This window comes from Streptomyces sp. DSM 120436, from assembly GCF_055778765.1.
This window is the reverse complement of the sequence record NZ_JBSKBS010000004.1, coordinates 67107-84472: the sequence shown is the minus strand read 5'-3', so window position 1 is coordinate 84472 and position 17366 is coordinate 67107. Positions and strand designations below refer to the sequence as shown.

Here is a 17366-nt window from a genome sequence, read left to right as displayed (position 1 = left end):
CGCCGCGGTGACCTCGGTGTCGTTAACGAGGGCGCCGGTGGTCCCCACGTGCGTGATCAGGTGGGGTGCGTCCGGCTCGCGGGTCCCACTCGGGTGGACCTCGTGGCCGCACCGGCCCGGGCCGCGTTCGATGCCGTAGTGGGTGTCCGCGTCATACGGCGAGGAGAGCCGGTCCCCGGCCGGCGGACGTTCTCCTTCTCCGGGAAGCGGTACTCGGGCATCCGGCCGGTGCGGCGAGTGGGGTCCCCCCTCCCGCCCGAAGAGCCTGGGGGAGCGTGCCGGGCGTCGCGACGGGGTGAACGTCACCTGCCGGGGCACCAGACCCAGCAGAAGCCTCCAGTCCATGTGCGCCCGCGACGGAGACCGGCAGGAGGGAGTTCTCCGGACTCCCTCCTGCCGGAGGCTTCGGACGCCGTTCAGGAGGCGGATCGGCCGGTCGGGCACCCGCTCAGTTCATTCCGCTGGGAAAACCTCACCGACCGACGGCGCGTCATATCTCCTCTTTGTGGAGCGCCATCCACATCTTCCGCTGGATGGGAGAGAGCTGATAGTACGCGGCAACATCCAGGCATTCCCCGTCGGGCGTCCACTTGACGGCCAAGAGGTTCACCCGGTCTCCCACATAGGTGTACGGAGCGCTCTTGGCGAACTTCTCGATTCCCGGTTCGACCGGAGAGGCAAGCGCCGTCGGATCCAGGCTGCGGGCCGGCGGCGGGGCGTAGCAGATCCGCACGATCTTCGAGGACTCCCAGCCGAGGGTGACGTTGACCCTGAACGACTTGTGGGCGAACTCCAGCATCTGCTCGTTCGGTTCCGGCAGTCCGACCTCGCGCAGCAGCGACAGGATGGTCTTCGGATCGCGGCCCTCCTCGGAGATCTGCGTGAAGTACAGGTTGATCGTCTTGCGCCGGTAGTCGAATGCGATCATCGCCACGTCGTTCAGGCCGTGACGGGCGAAGAAATCGAGGTTCTCGGCCACAGCCGGCGGCATGGACGGGAGCTCGGCGAGTTTGGCTACGGCTTGCAAGTTCTGCGGGAAGTGCGCGTAGATCTTCTTGAAGCCGCCGGTGACGCCGCAGTCGATCAGGTGCTCGCTGACGGGGAACCGCTCCTGGACCTCCGAGAGCAGGACCCCGACAGGATGGTCCGTCTCCGGCACGAACCCGTTCGCCAGGGCGACGGCATAGGGGTCACCGCCCTCCGGAGGCACGTTGATGGTGTAGTCGAGTTCTCCCGCGTTGCGCTCGCCGGTCTGCACGGTGAAGGAGATCCCGGCCTCCGCGAGCTTGTCCCCGTCGGGGAAGTAAGCGTTCAGGATCGGCACGACCCGGTCACGCGAACAGGCCGCCCCCACCAGCCGAGCTGATTCCTCAATGGCCGAATACACATCTTCGACCACGGTGCTTCCGGACATCGGTCCTCCAGGTTCCGGTTCAGTTCTGCTTTCCAGGTGTCCGTATTCAGCCGATCACGCGATCTTCATCGCGCGCAGGACGGCCTGTACGGAAATGACGTCCGGCGGTTCTCCAGGCACTCCTTCTCCTTATCCGGCAGGCCGAAAGTGGTCACCCGAAGACCGGGAAAAGCCCTGTGCGCGTTCGAGTCGGTCGACCCACCGCCGTGACGGTGGGCCGATGCCGCGTCGCGCTCACTTCCCCAGCTGCTCCTCGAACCGGCGGGCCAGCTCGGTCCGCTGCACCTTCAGCGTGGCGGTGCGAGGCAGTTCGGCTTGCGGAATCTGGACGGGGTCGGCGAGCTGGGGGAATTCGGTGACGGCCGCTCGCCATCGGTTCCGGTCCAGCGGCGCGTCGTCGTGAGTGCAGATCACCGGGATCGGCTCGGACTGCGGACCCTGTACGACGACGAGCTCGCTCAGCTCGTCGAGCCTGCTCAGCACGACGTCCTCGACCTCCAGGGAGCTGTGCAGCCCGGGAATCATGTCCACCTCACGGTCGAGCATGTGCAGGCAGCCGAATCTGGTGCGGTAACCGACGTCCCCGGTCCGCCACCAGTCGCCGTCCCGGTTGGCGTCGTACCGTTCCTGCTCGGCCCAGTAGGTCTTGGCCAGGCCGTCCCACGCGACCTCGATGAAGCCGGGGTTCTGCTCGGACGGAGGCCGGCCGTTCCGGCTCACCACGCGGACCTTGGCGCAGCCCTTCGGCATGGCCCAGCCGACGCAGCGCCCGTTCGCCTTATGGGCGGAGCCGCGGAAGTAGGCCCGGCCGACGGCGGGCCCGACCTCACTCTGCCCGTAGATCTGGAAGAACAGCGCCCCGCGCCGCTCGGACGCGTTGAGCAGCCGGCTCATCGTCCGGGGGTGTATCGCGTCGAACGTACTGCTGAAGCACTTCACCGACGCGAACGGCAGTCGCGGGTCCTCGGCGAGCCTCTCCCACTCCATCAGTGCGTTGGGCAGCGCCTCGATGAATCCCGGCCGGTTCCTGAGGAACAGCTCGGCGACGTCGTCGGGGTTCGACTCCTTCATCAGCAGCACCGGCAGCTCCTTCAGGAGGGCCAGGGCCATCGCCGCGACCATCCGGGAGTGCACGAACGCGATGTGGACCGCGACGGTCTCCTTCTTCCGCATCAGGGACAGCAGGCGCCACTGCGGCTTGAGGCGGACGCCCTGAGTGCGGGGCGTGTGCACGACGAGCTTGGGAAGCCCGGTGGTGCCGGAGGTGTGGGTGATCACGGCGGGCGCGTTGATCGGCCGGACGACCGGTTTGACCCTCGGCGCACCAGCCAGTCCGGCGAGCGGGACCGCCCCCGGCCGTTCGCCGCCGACGGCGATCACCCGCCTGGTGAGGTCCGCGAGCGGTACCTCGGCCAGTCCGTCGAGCTTGTGCACGTCGGTGATCAGGCTCGGCTGGTCCACCCGCCCGAGCAGAGCGCCGACGGTCGCGGCGTCCAGGGCGGGCGACAGCATCACGACGACCGCCCCGATCCGGGACGCCGCAGCGGCGAGGAACCAGATGTCGGCGTTGGCGGTCTTGTGGATCACGACGTGTTCGTCGGGGCGGACACCTGCTGCCCACAGGCGGGCCGCCAGATCGTCCACGTGGTCGGCGAACTGGGTCACCGTCAGGCGTCGGCCCGTCTCGGGCAGGGCGTCCAGGTCGTGGTCCAGGATGATCGGCGTCGACCCGTTCACGGCCGCGGCCATCTCCGGCAGAAGACCGATGTGAAGACCGCGCTTCTGTATCGATGTGTAGGCGATGGAGCCCTTCATGGGTGACTGTCTCCTTTGGGCACGCTGCGAGAGCGACGCCGCACTATGCGGAAGCCGTGGCGGAGTCGGCCGACGCCATCAGGTTCAGTCGGCTGCGGGGGCGGAAGCGGTAGTACGCCTGGAGCTTGTAGTACTCCTCACCGGCCGACGTCATGGCGGCGTAGACCATCTTGGGGTCGTCTGGGCCGTACGGATAGCTCTTCAGGAACTGCTCGATCTTCTGGCCGAGTCGAGCGGGAAGTCCCAGCGGATTGCGGGTCTTCACACCGAAGGCGACCCGCTCGATCTTCGGGGAGTCCCAGTTCAAAGTGGTGTACATGCCGAACGCCTGTCCGCAGAACCGGAGCATCTGCTCGCTCGGTTCCGGCATTCCGATGTCCCGGTGCATGGCCCGGACGGCCTCCTGTTCGAGGCACTCGGCGGGCGGCTCGGCGAAGTACACGTTCATCGTCCGACTGTGGTAGTCGATTCCGATCACGTCCGCCTTCTGGTCCAGGCCGTAGCGGGTGTAGAAGTCGGCGTTCTCGACCAGGCTGCGCGGCATCGACGGGATGCCGGCGAGCTTCGACAAGCTCTGGTAGTCGTCGCCCGGGAAGTAGACCCAGATCTTCTTGAATCCGGCGACGACTCCGGCGTCGATGCCGTAACTGTCGATGGGGCATCGTTCCTGAAGGTCCGTGAGGAGGTCGTCGATGGGCTGGCCGGTCTGGGTGGCGAGGCCCTTCGACAGCGCGCGGACATACGGGTCGATGTCCTTCGGCAGGGTGAACCGGAAGTCGAACTCGCCCTCGTGGCGCGCGTTGGTGGCCACCCTGAAAGCGATGACGGCCTGCGGGAGCGCGTCCTCGTACGCGGTCAGGACAGGCCAGACCGTGTCACGCGAGACGGCCACGTCCAGCAGGCCGGCTGACTCTTCGACGGCCGAGTAGAGACTCGCCGCATCAACTTTTCCCGACATACTTTCTCCAAGCGTCGTTTCGGGACCGGGGTACGTGTCCTACGTGGCGCGGCGCGTGGACGACGCGTGGGTCCGGAGCGTGGCACGAAGGACTTCCGCGACCCGTTCGACCTGGTCCATGCTCAGTTCGGCGTGCATGGGGATGGCGAGGTTGCGGCGGAAGAGGTCCGCCGAGACCGGGCACGTCTGCTTCGTCTCGAACACGGGCTGCACGTGCGTCGCCCAGGTGCCGTGCCCGCAGCCGATGCCCTGGGCGCGCAGGTCCGTGGCGACCGCCGCGCGGTCCACGGTGTGATCCAGCGTCACCATGTAGGACTGCCAGGCGTGCGTGCGGTCCTCGGGCACCTGCGGAAGCGTGAGGAGTTCCTCGTCGGCGAGCAGTTCGGCGTAGCGTGCCGCCACGGCCCGGCGGCGCTCCAGCAGCTCGTCGATCCGGCCGATCTGCACCTGCAGGATCGCCGCGGCGATGTCGGACAGCTTGAAGTTGTAGCCGATCTCGGTGAACTCCGGGATCGGCAGGCCGACGACCTGCGCCTGGTCGAAGATGCTGCCGATGCCGAAGGACGACCGCAGCCTCGCGTCCGCCCCGACCGCCGGGTCGGAGGCGATCAGCGCACCGCCCTCACCGCTCGTGGCCCCCTTGCGTCCGTGGAAGGACAGACAGGCCACCTCGGCCAGCGCGCCCGCCTCGCGCCCCTGGTACGTCGCGCCGACCGCGCAGGCGGCGTCCTCGATGACGAACAGCCCGTGGCGGTCGGCGATCGCCTGCAGCGGCGCGTAGTCCGCGGGCATGCCGAGCGTGTCGACCGCGATCACGCCGACGGTCCGCGGACCGACCAGGTCCGCCACCGCCTGCGGGTCCACGGTGCCGGTGTCGGCCCGCACGTCGGCGAAGACCGGCGTCGCACCGACGTAGCGCACCGCGTGGGCGGGCGCCGGGAAGGTGTAGTCGGCGACGATCACCTCGTCGCCCGGTTTGACGCCGAGCGCGAGCATGGCCAGGTGCAGCGCGGCACCGCAGTTGCTCACCATGACCGCGTCACCGGCGCCGTAACGCTGCTTCAGCCGGGCTTCCAGCGCCTTGCCCCGCGGGCCCTGACCGGCCGGCCAGCCCGAGGCGAACACCTCTGCGACCGCCGCCAGCTCCTGTTCGCCCAGGCTCGCGTGGACCAGGGGGATCGTGTTCGTGTTGCTCATCTCCGTTACGCTCCGCGCTCCGAGGTCGACGACGGGGGAGGAAGAAGGGTGGGGGGTTCGTAGCGGAGCGGGGTGATCTGGCTGACGTCGTAGCGCCGACGCATCTGCTCCACGGCCTCGGGGTCCACCGCTCCGCCGGCCGCCCAGATCTCCGCGATCTCCTCGAAGTACTCCTCGTGGTAGGGCGACGGGTAGCACTGGAACAGCATGCGCGCCGGCGCGTCCGAGGCGTTCCTGAACGCGTGCGGGACTCCCGGGGGGACGAACATGCAGGCGCCCTCGGTCGCCCGGACGGCCTTGTCGCCGTCCGGGGACTCCCAGTCGTGCCAGGAGTCCCCGGTGCGCCTGGTCGGCTCGAACGCCAGGAGCTGCAGCTCTCCCTCCAGGACGTAGAAGAACTCCTGCGAGTCCTTGTGGGTGTGCGCCCCGACGTCGAACCCGGGCGGCACGACCACCTCGAAGATCGATACCGAGGAGCCCTGCGCCTTGGTGGCCTTGAAGGTCACCTCCTGCGCCTTCGTGATCAGCTTCCGTCCGTGGCCGGGCGGCACGATGAGGCCAGTCATGCGATCTTGTCCATCTCTGCCGGTGTCTCGACGTTCCAACGGCCCAGCGCCATCTCGGCGGTGATTCCGGGGCCGAACCCCGCGATCAGGCCGGTGGCGTCGGGCTTCGGGGCGTCCTCTTCGAAGAGCCTGCGCGCGGCCTCGAGCACCACGGCGCTGGCGATGTTCCCGTACTCGGTCAGGGTCGCCCAGCTGTGACGGAACACCTGGCGGTCGACGTCGAGGAACTTGGCGAGGTCGTCCAGGATCCGCGGACCGCCGGCGTGGATGATGTAGAAGTCGAGGTTTCCGACGTCCCAGCTGTGGTCCTTGGCGAACTCCCGCAGCACCGGGGCCAGCGGTTCCATCGTCCCGGGCACCCGGCGGTCCAGCTGGAAGTGGAAGCCCGTGTCGCGCACGGAGTAGGAGATCCAGTCCTCCGTGTTCGGAATGAGGTAGGAGGCGTTGCGCTCCAGTTCTATGCCGACGCCCCCGTTGCCCCGCACCACGGCGGCCGCGACCGCGTCGCCGAAGAGTCCGTCGGACAGCAGCGAGCCGATGTCGTCCGCGTCGGGCTGGTAGCACAGCGAGCACAGCTCGCACGACACGATCAGGACGTTGCTGCCGGGGTGGGCCGTGCAGAAGTCGTGGGCCCGGTTGATCGCCGCCCCGCCCGCCGCGCACCCCAGCTGTGCGATGGGTATCTGACGGGTCCCGGACGGGAACCCGAGCGTGTTGATCAGCCATGCGGTCAGCGACGGCATCAGGAAGCCGGTGCACGACACATAGATGATCGCATCGATGTCACGTGCCGCCACGTCGGCGTTCTTCAGGGCCTGTTCGACGACCTCGGGGGTGCGCTTCTTGGACTCGACCTCGTAGATGCGGTTGCGTTCCGTCAGGCCCGGGTGCGTCAGCGTCTTCTCGATGGGCTGGACGATGTGCCGCTTCTTCACCCCCGTGTTCCGGATCAGCCGCAGCGCCAGAGGAAGCTGAGGCTTTCCACTGTGGACTCTTTCGGCGAATTCCAGAGTCTCTTCCATCGTGATGACGTATTCCGGAGCACTCACCGCGGGCTTGCACAGCCTAGGCATGTCTGGGGTCCACTTTCTCTAGGTCTGCCTTCTATACGTGAAGAGCCTTTCGCGCACTCCCGGTGCTGCCCGGCCGGACGACAGCGGGGTCGGCCGCACGTGCGGCCGCGGCGCTTCGCGCTCGGTTTCCGGAGGCCTTCGGGAACGCCTGCGGGCGTCACGGCGCAGAGGACCGGAGTGCGCGGTTCGGTTCGTTCGCCGGTGCGGCCGGCCGTCGTCGGCGCCGGGCGCGGGCCCGGTGCCGGCTCCCGCGCCGTCACGGGCGGTCGGGTGGCCGTCACGGGCGGTCGGGTGAACGCCGTCCGGGAGCCCGCGCGGAACCCCGTGGAGAGAAGGCCTGGATGGGAGGGCGGGTGAAGAACACCGCTCGAAGTCCTGCGAGCGTCCGTACGGTTCCGTCCGGACGGGGCGTCACATGCCCGGCGTGAACTCGGCCTCGCCCGCACGCCGGTGGGCGCGGTACTCGATCCGCCGCCGAGTCACAGAATTTGGGCAGGGAAGGCTTGCTGAAATAGTGACACGGGTCGGTCACCGCGCCAAGGGCGTCTCGAAGTGACGTGGGTCACGCGGGTTGACGGTGTGCGCACACGGCCGGGTGAGCCGCCTTGTGGCGAACTGCCCCGTCAACCCGTCGTGTTGCGTTCCGGCGGCAGGATCAGGGTGGGTTCGAGGACGACGCGGGGGGCGGGTTCCTCGGGCACACTCGCGAGCGCGTGCCGCACCCCCCGCTGCTGGCGCCATCCGGCCTGGGCGACCACCACGGCGACGTACGGGATGAGGACGGCGCCGACCAGGGCGCAGACCGCGAGGGCGGGCCAGCGGCTCCAGGTGAGGGCCATCAGGACCACGCAGCCGCTGCGCACCAGCATGGCCACGAGGTAACGGCGCTGGCGGCCGCGCAGGTCCTGGGTCAGGCCGGCGCGTGCCCCGGTGATGGACTCGGCCCGGGGTTCGTCCCGGTGCCGCCATGGGGTTCTGCTCATCGGGCCTCCGTGGACACCGGCAGGTGCGCCGGACGACGGGAAGGGGAACGGGACCCCGACGCCTCGACGGGGAACCCGCGCGGTGCGGGTGCTCTCCTGCTCTGCGGGCCGCGCGCACCGGGGCGCTCGGCCGGGTCGTCGTCGTGCGGTCGGCCGCCCTCGCGGACGGTGGGACGACGGCGGCGCGGGTGACCGTCCCTGATCACCCGCGCCGCCGTCACCGGTCCTGCCCTTCGCCGTGGGCCGCCGGGTCAGTTCAGTTCCTGGTCCGGCTCCCGCTGCGGGACAGGGCGCTGCGCCGCCGGCTCCAGGTGGCCGTTGGGCGAGTGACCGCCGTGCTCCCAGGCCTGCTCCAGCTCCTGCAGCGTCGGCTTCGCTACCTGCTCGCCGTACAGCCAGTGGCTGAGCTTGTGGCGCAGCACCTGCTTGCGTCCCTGCGGGTTGGGCACGCCGTCGTGCTCCTTCGCGGGCGCCGGCAGCGGCTTGTAGTCCTCCCTGGCCAGCAGCCTGTACTCGTGGCCGCGGTCGATGCGCTCGTGCACCTCGACGAACTCGCCGTGCGGCAGCCTCTTGATCCTTCCGGTCTCGCGGCCGTGCAGCAGCTTGTCCCGCTCCCGCCGCTGCAGACCCAGGCAGATCCGCTTGGTGATCACGTACGTCAGTGCCGGGACCAGGAAGATCCCGATCCGCACCGACCAGGTGATGGCGTTCAGGGACAGGTGGAAGCGCTCGGCCAGGACGTCGTTGGCACCGCCGAAGAACAGCACCAGGTACAGGGAGACGAACGCGCAGCCGAAGGCGGTCCGCGTGGGGTGGTCGCGGGGCCGGTCGAGAAGGTGGTGCTCGCGTTTGTCCCCGGTGACCCACGCCTCCAGGAACGGCCACAGGGCGATCACGGCCATCATCAGCGTGGGCAGGATGACGGCGGGGATCAGGACGCTGAGGCTGAGGGTGTAGCCGCCCGGCAGGACGACCTCCCAGGGTGGCATGGCCCGCAGGGCGCCTTCGAGGAAGCCCATGTACCAGTCCGGCTGCGACCCCTGGGAGATCTGGTCGGAACGGAAGGGGCCGTACTTCCACACGGGGTTGATCTGGGCGATGCCCGCCATCAGCGCGAGCACACCGGTGACCAGGAAGAAGAAGCCGCCGGCCTTGGCCGCGTAGTTCGGCATGAAGGGCTCGCCGACGACGTTCTTCTCGGTGCGGCCCGGACCCCGGAACTGGGTGTGCTTGTGGTAGAAGACCAGGATCAGGTGCACCGTGAGCAGGGCCAGGATGATCCCCGGGACCAGCAGGATGTGCACGGGGTAGAGCCGGGGCACGATCTCGGTTCCGGGGAACTCGCCGCCGAACAGCAGCATGTGCGCGTACGTGCCGACCACCGGGATGCCGAGCGTGATGCCCGAGGCGATGCGCAGGCCGGTGCCGGAGAGCAGGTCGTCGGGGAGCGAGTACCCGAGGAAGCCCTCCAGGATGACCAGGACGAGCATCACGAAGCCGATCAGCCAGTTCAGCTCACGCGGCTTGCGGAACGACCCGGTGAGGAAGTGCCGCAGCGTGTGCAGGCAGAGCGCGCCGATCATGACCAGGGCTGACCAGTGGTGCATCTGGCGGATGAACAGGCCGCCTCGTATCTCGAAACTGATCTCCATGGTGGAGGCGAAGGCCTCCGTCATCAGAATGCCCTGCATCGGCTCGTACGGACCGTCGTAGACGACCTCGGCCATGCTCGGGTCGAAGAACAGGGTGAGCCAGATCCCGGTGAGGATCAGGATGACGAAGCTGTAGAGCGCGATCTCCCCGAACATGAAGGACCAGTGCTCGGGAAACACCTTGCGGACCAGGAACCGGAAGTGGTAGATCCCGAGCCGCCCGTCCACCCAGTCGGCGACGCGTTCACCCTTCGGCGTCTCGGTCCGCGTGCCCTGCGGCGCCGTTTCGGTCGTGCTCATACCCGTGCGCCCTCCCCTCGCCGCTCGGCTGTCACAGGCACACCCGGCCCGGCCGGCACGCGGCCGGGGGTCCAGGTGGCCTGCCGCGGCGCTAGCGGGCCCGTGCCCTGGAGCAGCTGGAACGCTATCGACGCGCGCCGTGGCCGGACAACCGGCCTTGAGCCGGAACCCGGTCGGAACTCAAGCGTTTCTCGAGCGAGTTGCGAGTCTCGGGGGTGCATATCGGCCGCCTTCGTCAGCAACAGGCCATGATAGACACGGTTGTTACCCGAGCGCAGCACCTGATTTCGGCCTAACTGCGCCCGTATGAAGGCTAGTTGATTCATTCCTCTCATACGAAAGAGCGTAGGACCGTGCCGGCGGAGGCTTGCAGCCGGGTACGGCGTGCCGTGCGGTCCCCGGCTACGGTGCTCACGGTCTGCGCCGGTCGTGGGAGGGCGCCGCGGCCGGCCAGTGCGGCACGGCGCCCGCGGTGGTCCTGGGCGGGGGAGCGGAGCCGGGGAGGGGGCCGGCGACGGGGGCGTCCGCGGCGGCGGAGCGGCGAGGACGCGCGTTCGGGCCGTGGGTGGTGCTGGGCGGCGCCGCCGCGACCGGACCGCGCGGGCCCCGGAGCACGGCCCGCAGCACACCCGGCCGCACCGCGGCGGCGGGCGGGGCGGCCGCCTGCCGCAGTTCCAGGAGCAGCCTCGCCGCCCGCGGATCGGCGGTCGCGGCCGCCGCGACCCGGGCGGCGTACCGCCTGCCGAGCCGGGCGCGTACTCCGGCCGGCGACCCGTCGGCCGCGCGAAGACCGCGGATGCTCGTCCGCCAGGCGGGGGCCAGCTGGTGGGCGAGGGCCCGGCGCAGCCGGTAGGAGAGGCCGACCGCGGTGCCGTGGGCGGCGAGCATGTGGTCGAGGAGGAGGGCGGACTGCACCGCTGTCGTCATGCCCTGGCCGTGAGCCGGGTCGAGGGCGGCGAAGGCGTCGCCGACCACGAGGAACTGGTCCGGCCAGCGGCGCATCCTCTCGTAGTGGCGCCACCGGTTCCCGGTGCGGTCGCAGCCGTAGACCGGCCCGAGGGGCGTGGCGGCCTCGAGCACCTCGCGCAGTAACGGGTGGCGCAGGGCGCCCGCGGCGCGCAGCAGCCCGGCGTGGTCGGCGGGCGGGCGTTCGCCGGCTCCCGCGGACAGCGTGACCGACCAGCGGCCGCCCTCGACGGGGTTGAGCACGCCCTGGGCCGGATCGTCGGCGGAGGCCATGAACCACAGGCTCTTCCAGTCGGCGACATGGCCGACGGGCGGGGCGAACACGGAGGTGGCGTACGTGGTCCTGGCCTCGGTCACCGTTTCCGCGGGCGACCCGTAGCCGAGCTCGGCGAGCCATTGGGGCGCACGCGAGCCGCGTCCGGTGGCGTCCACCACGAAGTCGGCGGAGAGCAGGCGCGGGGCGCCCCACCCGCCGGGCGCCTTCCGGTCCCGGCCGCGCACCCACACGCCGGTGACGGTGTCGTGGCGGCCGGGCAGCAGGGAGACGGCCTCGTGCTCCTGCAGGAAGGTCACCTTGGGGTCGGCGCGCAGCCGGTCGCGCACCACCGCGTCGATCAGGTCACGGCTCGCGCTCAGCATCGACAGGCCGGAGTCGAACCGGGGCAGCCAGCCGCCCGGGCCGAGCAGCAGCATGTCCTCGGGCATGCGGACGCGCACCGCTCCCGCTTCGGTCAGGTCCCGGCCCACGCCGGGGAACAACCGCTCCAGGCCCTGCTGGGCGTCCGCCGTGAGGCTGTGGGTGTGCCGCGCCTGGGGGACGCCCCGGCGCCGGGACGGTCCGCGGGGCACCCAGTCGCGCTCGAGCACGGTGACCCGGTCCATGAAGTTGGCCAGGGCCCGCGCCGCGGTGAGCCCGGCGATGCCCGAGCCGATGACCACGGCGTGACCGTGGCCGTCGCCCTCGTCGATGACACCTGCTTCGGGCATCAACTCGCCTCCCCTCCGCGTGGGTTGTGGTTGCATCATGCGGTGCGCGGCCGCCCGCGCGACAGGATTCGACCGGCCGGGGGTCACGAGTTCGAGCGACTGTCGAGGCAGCCGCGAGGAGACCTCGAGGAATGCTCGAGCGGAGGCGGCGGGAAGCCGTGGCGGTGGGGACTCGGCGGGTCCGGACCGCCGCTGGCGGCGGCGGTCCGGAGGGCGCCGGCGACTCCACGCGGCCCGCGGCCGGGGACGCGTGGCCGGTGCGCGCGCGGACCCGGCGTCGCCTCGTGGAGCGGCACGCCGCCACGGCGACCGGGGGGCGTCGCGCCGACGGGCGGCCCCGGACTCGCGTCCCTCCCGCGGCGGAAGGACCCGGGCACGGCGGGAGGACGGCCGCGCGGGGCCGGCCCCCTCCCGCAGCGGCGCCCCTCGCGCATCGGCCTCCTCCGTCACGGCGCCGCGGTCCGCGAGCGCACCGGCTCCGTGAGCGCCCGGTCGACCAGGGGACCGGCGAGACCGGTGTAACCGGCCGGGTCGAGCAGCGCGACCGCCTCGTCCCGGCTCAGCACGCCGGTGAGCTGCGGAAGTTCGGCCAGTACGTCGGCCAGCGGCCGGCCGGTCCGGGCGGCGAGCAGCGACGCCCGGGCCAGCAGTTCCCTGGCCGCCGCCTTGCCCAGGCGCGGCGCCAGGACGGCCGAGACCCGCTCGGAGACGAGTTGCCCACCGGTCGCCTCGAGGTTGGCGCGCATCCGCTCCGGGTGGACGGTGAGTCCCCGCGTGAGTTCGACGGCCGTGTGCGCGGCTCCTCCGGTGAGCCGCAGGCACTCGCGCAGCGGCTGCCACTCGGCGTGCCACATTCCGGCCGAGCGCTCGTCCTCGGCGGGCAGGCTCTGGAGCAGCACGGTGGCCAGGGCGGGCACCTGGAGGGCGGCGGAGCGGATCAGGGTGGCGAGCACGGGGTTGCGCTTGTGCGGCATGGCCGACGAGGCACCCCGCCCGGCGACCGCGGGCTCGGCCACTTCGCCGACCTCGGTACGGGTGAGGACCAGCACGTCCGCGGCGATCTTGCCGAGGGCCCCGGCCGTGTGGGCGAGGGCGGCTCCCAGGTCGGCGACGGGCGTGCGCAGGGCGTGCCAGGGCAGTACGGGGGCGGCCAGCCCGGTCTCGGCGGCGAAGGCGGCGCCGAGTTCGTCGAGCACGGCCGTGGGGTCGGAGTCCTCGCCCGCGTACTGCAGATAGCCGGCCAGGGTCCCGGCTGCGCCGCCGAGCGCCACCGGAAGCCCTCCGCGGGCGATCCTCTCGAGGCGGCCGGCCGCCTCCAGGACCAGGCTGCGCCACCCGGCCGCCTTGAGCCCGAAGGTCGTGGGGACGGCGTGCAGCGCGAGGGTACGGCCCGCCATCACGGTGTCCCGGTGATCGGCCGCGAGGCCGGCCAGGGCGTCGGCCACGGCCCGCAGGTCCGCGAGGATCAGGCGCAGCGCGCGTGCGGCCACCAGCATCGCGCCGGTGTCGAGGACGTCCTGGCTGGTGGAACCGCGGTGCACGTACTCGGCGGCCTCGGGGGAGCGTTCCGCGACCACTGCGGTCAGCGCCTTGACCAGGCCCACGACCGGGTTGGCGGTCTCCCGCGCGGCGAGCGCCAGCTCGCGCACGTCCAGCAGGTCGGCGCGGGCGGCGGCCGTGATGGCCTCGGCCGCGTGTGCGGGCACCGTGCCGCAACGGGCCTGGGCGCGGGCCAGGGCCGCCTCCGCGTCGAGCATCGCCTGCAGCCAGGCGCCGTCGCCCACGGCCGACTCGACGGGGGTGCCCGCCCGGACCGGTGAGAGCAGCCCGGCGTCCAGGTGGTCGGGCAGGGGTGTGCTCCGCCGGGGCTCCTGCAGGGAGGTCATGCGTCCGCCTTCGTGCTCGGGGGTGTGGTCGTCGGGGCGGTGGCGGGGCCGGTCACAGGGGCGCGCGGTCGCCGTGGCACGGCCGCCGCCGCGGGCACGGCGAGGACGGCCGCCGCGATGGCGTCGGAGTCCTCGAGGGTGACGGAGCCGACGCCGGGCCTGATGCCGGCGGCGGTCACCCAGTGCACGGACTCGGTGGGCACCCCGTAGGCGAAGCGCCGGGGATGCGGTACGCCCCGGGCGTCGATCAGGTGGTAGGGCCGTTCCGACACGGCGAGGCCCCCCGTCTCGTGGTCCGCGCCGCCCGTGTCGCCGTCGGTGTCCGCCGCCGCGCGGGGAATGCGGTGAGGACGGCACTGTCCGGTCCGCAGCAGACGGTTCATCAGCGGGTCCGCGGTGCGCCGCAGGTCGATCTCGGGCAGGCGGGCCTCGATGAGGACCTCGGCCCGCACCCGCACGCCGGGTATCTCGCTCGACGTACCGGTGAAGCAGGGGCCGAGCGGATCGTGCGCGTCCGCGGTGACGCGCAGTCCGGGACCGGTCACGTCGAGGACGCCCGCGTCCATGAGCGCGGCCATCTCCTCGATGCGGGACACCGGCGGGCCTATGGACAGGTAGGCGTTGAGCGGTGTGTACCAGTGGTCGAGGTCGTCACGGTGGGAGGCGGCGGTCAGGCCGGCGTGGTCGACGGCGAGCCGCACCTCGTTGCGCAGGTCCCGCAGGACGTCGAGCGCGGCCTTGACCGGTCCGCTCACGTTGCCCTGGCGGGCCAGCCGGACGTCCTCGTCGAGGTGGTCGCGCAGCCAGCTGCGGAAGGCGGCCGGGTCGCCGAGGGCGCGGGCGTCGTAGGGGCGGGCGACGCGCTCCCAGTCCCAGCGCTCGGCCGGGCCGATCCCGGCCTCGTCGAGGAGCCGGTCCTCCTCCGGGCCCGCCTCGGCGCGCAGGAACCGCTCGGTGAACTCCTCGCCGGCCGAGGCGGGTTCGCCGCGTGCGGCGAGCAGGGTGGCGTAGTAGACGCCGCGCACCTCCTTGGAGATCAGCGGCCACAGGTCGGCGGCGAAGTCGATGGCCGCGCCGCGCGGCTCCCGGGCACGCAGCGCCGCGACGTACCCGGCGGTGAGGAGCCGGGGGAAGTACCGGCCGTGGGGGCCCTTCTCGTTCTCGCCGCGCGCCTGGTAGGGCACACCGCGCCGGGACCCCGCGTACAGGCGCGGCTCGCGGCCCGAGGGCCGGTAGACCAGGCGACCGCCGGCACGGGTGAAGACGCCTCCCCGGCCGTGGGTGAACAGCGCCATGTAGTCGAAGAAGTTGAGCCCGAGTCCGCGCAGCAGCACGCTCTGGCCGGGCCGGACGCCCGACAGGTCCACGTCGGCCGGGTTGGCGGGGGCCACGTACGTCAGCCCGTGCCGGGCGGCGAAACCGGCCAGCTCCCGCTCCGCGGCGGTGGGCCGGACCGGTACGTGGCCCTGGGCGAGCACGACCGCGGACAGACCGGTCAGCCGGGTGCCGTCCTCCAGGAGGACGGTCTGGGGTCCCGCGTGGCCCGATGCGGGGTCGGCGTCCTCGAGGGCCACGGCCCGTACGCGATGCGTGCGCACCGTCACGTGGGCGGCGGCGTCCGCGACGACGCGCCGGAACGCCCACGTCAGGTAGCAGCCGTAGAGGGCGCGTGTGGGATAGGAGTCGGGGCCCAGAGCGCGCGCCTCGGCGAGGACCTCGTCGCCGACGGTCTCCGGGCCGGTGCCGAGCGTGCCCGCCTCCACGGCCCTGGCCCACTGGTACAGGCTCGGCCCCTCCTCCAGCGGACCGTCGATGCGGACGCTGGCGTCGGTGTAGACCGTCACCTGGGAGGCAACGGTGTTCATCAGCAGGTGCCGGGACTGCGCAGGGCGCCACACCCGTCCCGAGCCCGGCGGGTCCGGGTCGACGACGTGCACGGTGACGGTGTGCCGGCGGGGTGACTTGCGTTCCTGCGCGCAGAGCCGTTCCAGTACGGAAAGGCCCCGGGGACCGGCCCCGACGATGCACACCTCGAGGGGTGCCGCGGTGCCGCCTCCGGCAGGCGGGGCGGGTGCGCGGGTGCTCGCGCGTCCGGGGGGAGAGGGGTCGTTCGGGGGAAACTGAGCGGCCGCCGTGACGAGCGGCCCTGCGGGGAGTCCGGCGCTTCCTGCGCGGTCTCCTCCGTGCGTACCGTCCACAGTGCCTCCTTCCTGGGCCACCGTCGGCGCAGGGGCTCAACCAGGACTCGCTTCCGGGTGGAAGTCGGCTGGAGGGGGACGAGCGCTCGGGCGGGGAGGGCCGGCTCCGGAAGCCGATCACCGCGGGCGCGGACCGCCGGGCTGCTTTCGCGAGCGGGCCCGAACGAGGCTGTATCGGGACTCGAGTCTCCGGTCGGGTAATTGGACTGCCCGCCGAAGAGCCGTTCCGTTCATGCTCTTCGGGCTCACACATTTTCACCGGACTGGACCGGGCGGAGAGCGGAGCATGGAGTTTCTTCACGAAGGCGATCAACCAGGGACAGGGAATGCCGCGTCGGCTCCGAAATGGACACGGGGTGTTCATGTGGCGTACAGAGGTCATGAGGGCGAGCCGACTCATGACGGAGTTCCGATGAGGCCACTCTCATGCCCCGGAGGTCATGCCCGGGAAAGCCGCGCCGCCGCCGGATCCGTTCTGTGCGTTCCCTGCATCAAGCGGATGGAACGCAATCTGCGCGCACTCCCGGGGCTCCATCAGGAATGCCTGCACCACGTGTCGCCGCCGGCTCGGCAGACGAATCCGACCAAGGTGTCGGGAAGCCGACGGCGCGACTACATGGACATCTCGGTGCTCGACGCCCGTCACAACATCCTCGCTCTCCTCGAGTCGTGGTCGAGAACGGTCGTGGAGCGGCTCGGAACCACCGCGCCGCGCCGCACCGTCCCCCACCTGGCGCGGTTCCTCACGCTGCACCTGCAGTGGATCACCGCCCAGCCCTCGGCGGTCGGCTTCGCGGAGGAGATCGAGGGTCTCGTCGCCGAACTGCGCCGGACCATCGATCCCGACCCGAGCGACGTCCGGACGCTCACCAGGAAGTGCGTCATGGACGACTGCACCGGGACGATCAGCGCCTCTCCCCTGAGCGGCGGAAATACGGGAAACAGCATCTCCTGTTCTTCGGGTCATTCATGGAAAGTTCACGAGTGGCTCGGTCTCAGGAAACTCATGGAACGGCAGCGAAAGGGTGTCACCGCATGATCAAGCCCCCGAGTCACAGGCTCGTTCCCACAAAGGTGGCCGCACTCGCCGTGGGCGTGTCCGAAGCGACGATCCGCAAGTGGGTGAGCCGCGGGAAGATAACCCGCTACGGCGCGCCGCACCGTCGCTCGGAGTTCGATATCGAGGAACTGACGGAGATCGCCCTGCAGCGTCGGCCCTGATCCGGCGGCGGGACATGTCGGGCAGCCGGTTCCGGTGCGGGTGGTGCGGCGGCGTTCCGTCTGTGCGGACTGCCCGCCGCACCGTGGCGTCCCGCGCCTCGGGCGGTCCGCGCCGGGTGTCCGTTCCGCCGGCGCCCCCTGTGCGGGGTC

The 17366-nt window shown here is 71.2% G+C and carries 13 protein-coding genes; 2 read left to right on the top strand and 11 right to left on the bottom strand.

Annotated elements, in window-relative coordinates; all coding sequences use genetic code 11:
- Positions 1–490: 490 nt before the first annotated feature.
- From ACWH4W_RS32000 to ACWH4W_RS31950, 11 genes are all read right to left on the bottom strand, one after another.
- Entirely contained in the window at positions 491–1414 is a 924-nt protein-coding gene (locus tag ACWH4W_RS32000) for an aromatic prenyltransferase (RefSeq protein ID WP_473079368.1), read from the bottom strand.
- A gap of 234 nt (positions 1415–1648) precedes the next feature.
- A complete protein-coding gene (locus tag ACWH4W_RS31995) occupies positions 1649–3229 on the bottom strand; it encodes a class I adenylate-forming enzyme family protein (RefSeq protein ID WP_473079367.1) in 1581 nt (526 codons plus the stop codon).
- A 43-nt stretch (positions 3230–3272) separates the two neighbouring features.
- Positions 3273–4187, bottom strand: coding sequence for an aromatic prenyltransferase (locus ACWH4W_RS31990; RefSeq protein ID WP_473079366.1), 915 nt, complete (start codon positions 4185–4187; stop codon positions 3273–3275).
- Positions 4188–4226: 39 nt separating this feature from the next.
- Complete coding sequence (locus ACWH4W_RS31985) at positions 4227–5384, bottom strand: DegT/DnrJ/EryC1/StrS family aminotransferase (RefSeq protein WP_473079365.1); 1158 nt, start codon at positions 5382–5384, stop codon at positions 4227–4229.
- A 5-nt stretch (positions 5385–5389) separates the two neighbouring features.
- Positions 5390–5950, bottom strand: coding sequence for a cupin domain-containing protein (locus ACWH4W_RS31980; RefSeq protein WP_473079364.1), 561 nt, complete (start codon positions 5948–5950; stop codon positions 5390–5392).
- A complete protein-coding gene (locus ACWH4W_RS31975) occupies positions 5947–6972 on the bottom strand; it encodes a type III polyketide synthase (protein ID WP_473079363.1) in 1026 nt (341 codons plus the stop codon). The genes ACWH4W_RS31980 and ACWH4W_RS31975 overlap by 4 nt, the downstream gene beginning before the upstream one ends.
- Positions 6973–7646: 674 nt before the next feature.
- Positions 7647–8006, bottom strand: a complete 360-nt coding sequence (locus ACWH4W_RS31970) for a DUF3099 domain-containing protein (protein ID WP_473079362.1) — start codon at positions 8004–8006, stop codon at positions 7647–7649.
- A gap of 251 nt (positions 8007–8257) precedes the next feature.
- Positions 8258–9958: a cytochrome bc1 complex cytochrome b subunit gene (qcrB, locus tag ACWH4W_RS31965; protein WP_473079361.1), complete on the bottom strand. Its 1701-nt coding sequence runs from the start codon at positions 9956–9958 to the stop codon at positions 8258–8260.
- Positions 9959–10369: 411 nt separating this feature from the next.
- Positions 10370–11911 (bottom strand): FAD-dependent oxidoreductase, encoded by a 1542-nt coding sequence (locus ACWH4W_RS31960; RefSeq protein ID WP_473079360.1) that lies wholly within the window; start codon positions 11909–11911, stop codon positions 10370–10372.
- 446 nt (positions 11912–12357) lie between these two features.
- A complete protein-coding gene (locus ACWH4W_RS31955; protein WP_473079359.1) occupies positions 12358–13797 on the bottom strand; it encodes a nitrosuccinate lyase in 1440 nt (479 codons plus the stop codon).
- Positions 13794–15821, bottom strand: a complete 2028-nt coding sequence (locus ACWH4W_RS31950) for an FAD/NAD(P)-binding protein (RefSeq protein ID WP_473079409.1) — start codon at positions 15819–15821, stop codon at positions 13794–13796. The genes ACWH4W_RS31955 and ACWH4W_RS31950 overlap by 4 nt, the downstream gene beginning before the upstream one ends.
- A gap of 763 nt (positions 15822–16584) precedes the next feature.
- Here ACWH4W_RS31950 and ACWH4W_RS31945 point away from each other — a divergent pair.
- Positions 16585–17034 (top strand): hypothetical protein, encoded by a 450-nt coding sequence (locus ACWH4W_RS31945; RefSeq protein ID WP_473079358.1) that lies wholly within the window; start codon positions 16585–16587, stop codon positions 17032–17034.
- The gene (locus tag ACWH4W_RS31940) at positions 17031–17216 is read left to right on the top strand and encodes a MerR family transcriptional regulator (RefSeq protein WP_053666114.1); all 186 of its coding nucleotides are present in this window, start codon (positions 17031–17033) and stop codon (positions 17214–17216) included. The genes ACWH4W_RS31945 and ACWH4W_RS31940 overlap by 4 nt, the downstream gene beginning before the upstream one ends.
- The last annotated feature ends 150 nt before the right edge of the window (positions 17217–17366 follow it).

Excerpts from the sequence above, each read along its gene's own strand:
- ACWH4W_RS31940 (WP_053666114.1), top strand. The coding sequence starts at position 17,031 with ATGATCAAGCCCCCGAGTCACAGGCTCGTTCCCACAAAGGTGGCCGCA.
- qcrB (WP_473079361.1), bottom strand. The coding sequence starts at position 9,958 with ATGAGCACGACCGAAACGGCGCCGCAGGGCACGCGGACCGAGACGCCG.
- ACWH4W_RS31970 (WP_473079362.1), bottom strand. The coding sequence starts at position 8,006 with ATGAGCAGAACCCCATGGCGGCACCGGGACGAACCCCGGGCCGAGTCC.
- ACWH4W_RS32000 (WP_473079368.1), bottom strand. The coding sequence starts at position 1,414 with ATGTCCGGAAGCACCGTGGTCGAAGATGTGTATTCGGCCATTGAGGAA.
- ACWH4W_RS31980 (WP_473079364.1), bottom strand. The coding sequence starts at position 5,950 with ATGACTGGCCTCATCGTGCCGCCCGGCCACGGACGGAAGCTGATCACG.
- ACWH4W_RS31955 (WP_473079359.1), bottom strand. The coding sequence starts at position 13,797 with ATGACCTCCCTGCAGGAGCCCCGGCGGAGCACACCCCTGCCCGACCAC.
- ACWH4W_RS31990 (WP_473079366.1), bottom strand. The coding sequence starts at position 4,187 with ATGTCGGGAAAAGTTGATGCGGCGAGTCTCTACTCGGCCGTCGAAGAG.
- ACWH4W_RS31985 (WP_473079365.1), bottom strand. The coding sequence starts at position 5,384 with ATGAGCAACACGAACACGATCCCCCTGGTCCACGCGAGCCTGGGCGAA.
- ACWH4W_RS31975 (WP_473079363.1), bottom strand. The coding sequence starts at position 6,972 with ATGGAAGAGACTCTGGAATTCGCCGAAAGAGTCCACAGTGGAAAGCCT.
- ACWH4W_RS31995 (WP_473079367.1), bottom strand. The coding sequence starts at position 3,229 with ATGAAGGGCTCCATCGCCTACACATCGATACAGAAGCGCGGTCTTCAC.
- ACWH4W_RS31960 (WP_473079360.1), bottom strand. The coding sequence starts at position 11,911 with ATGCCCGAAGCAGGTGTCATCGACGAGGGCGACGGCCACGGTCACGCC.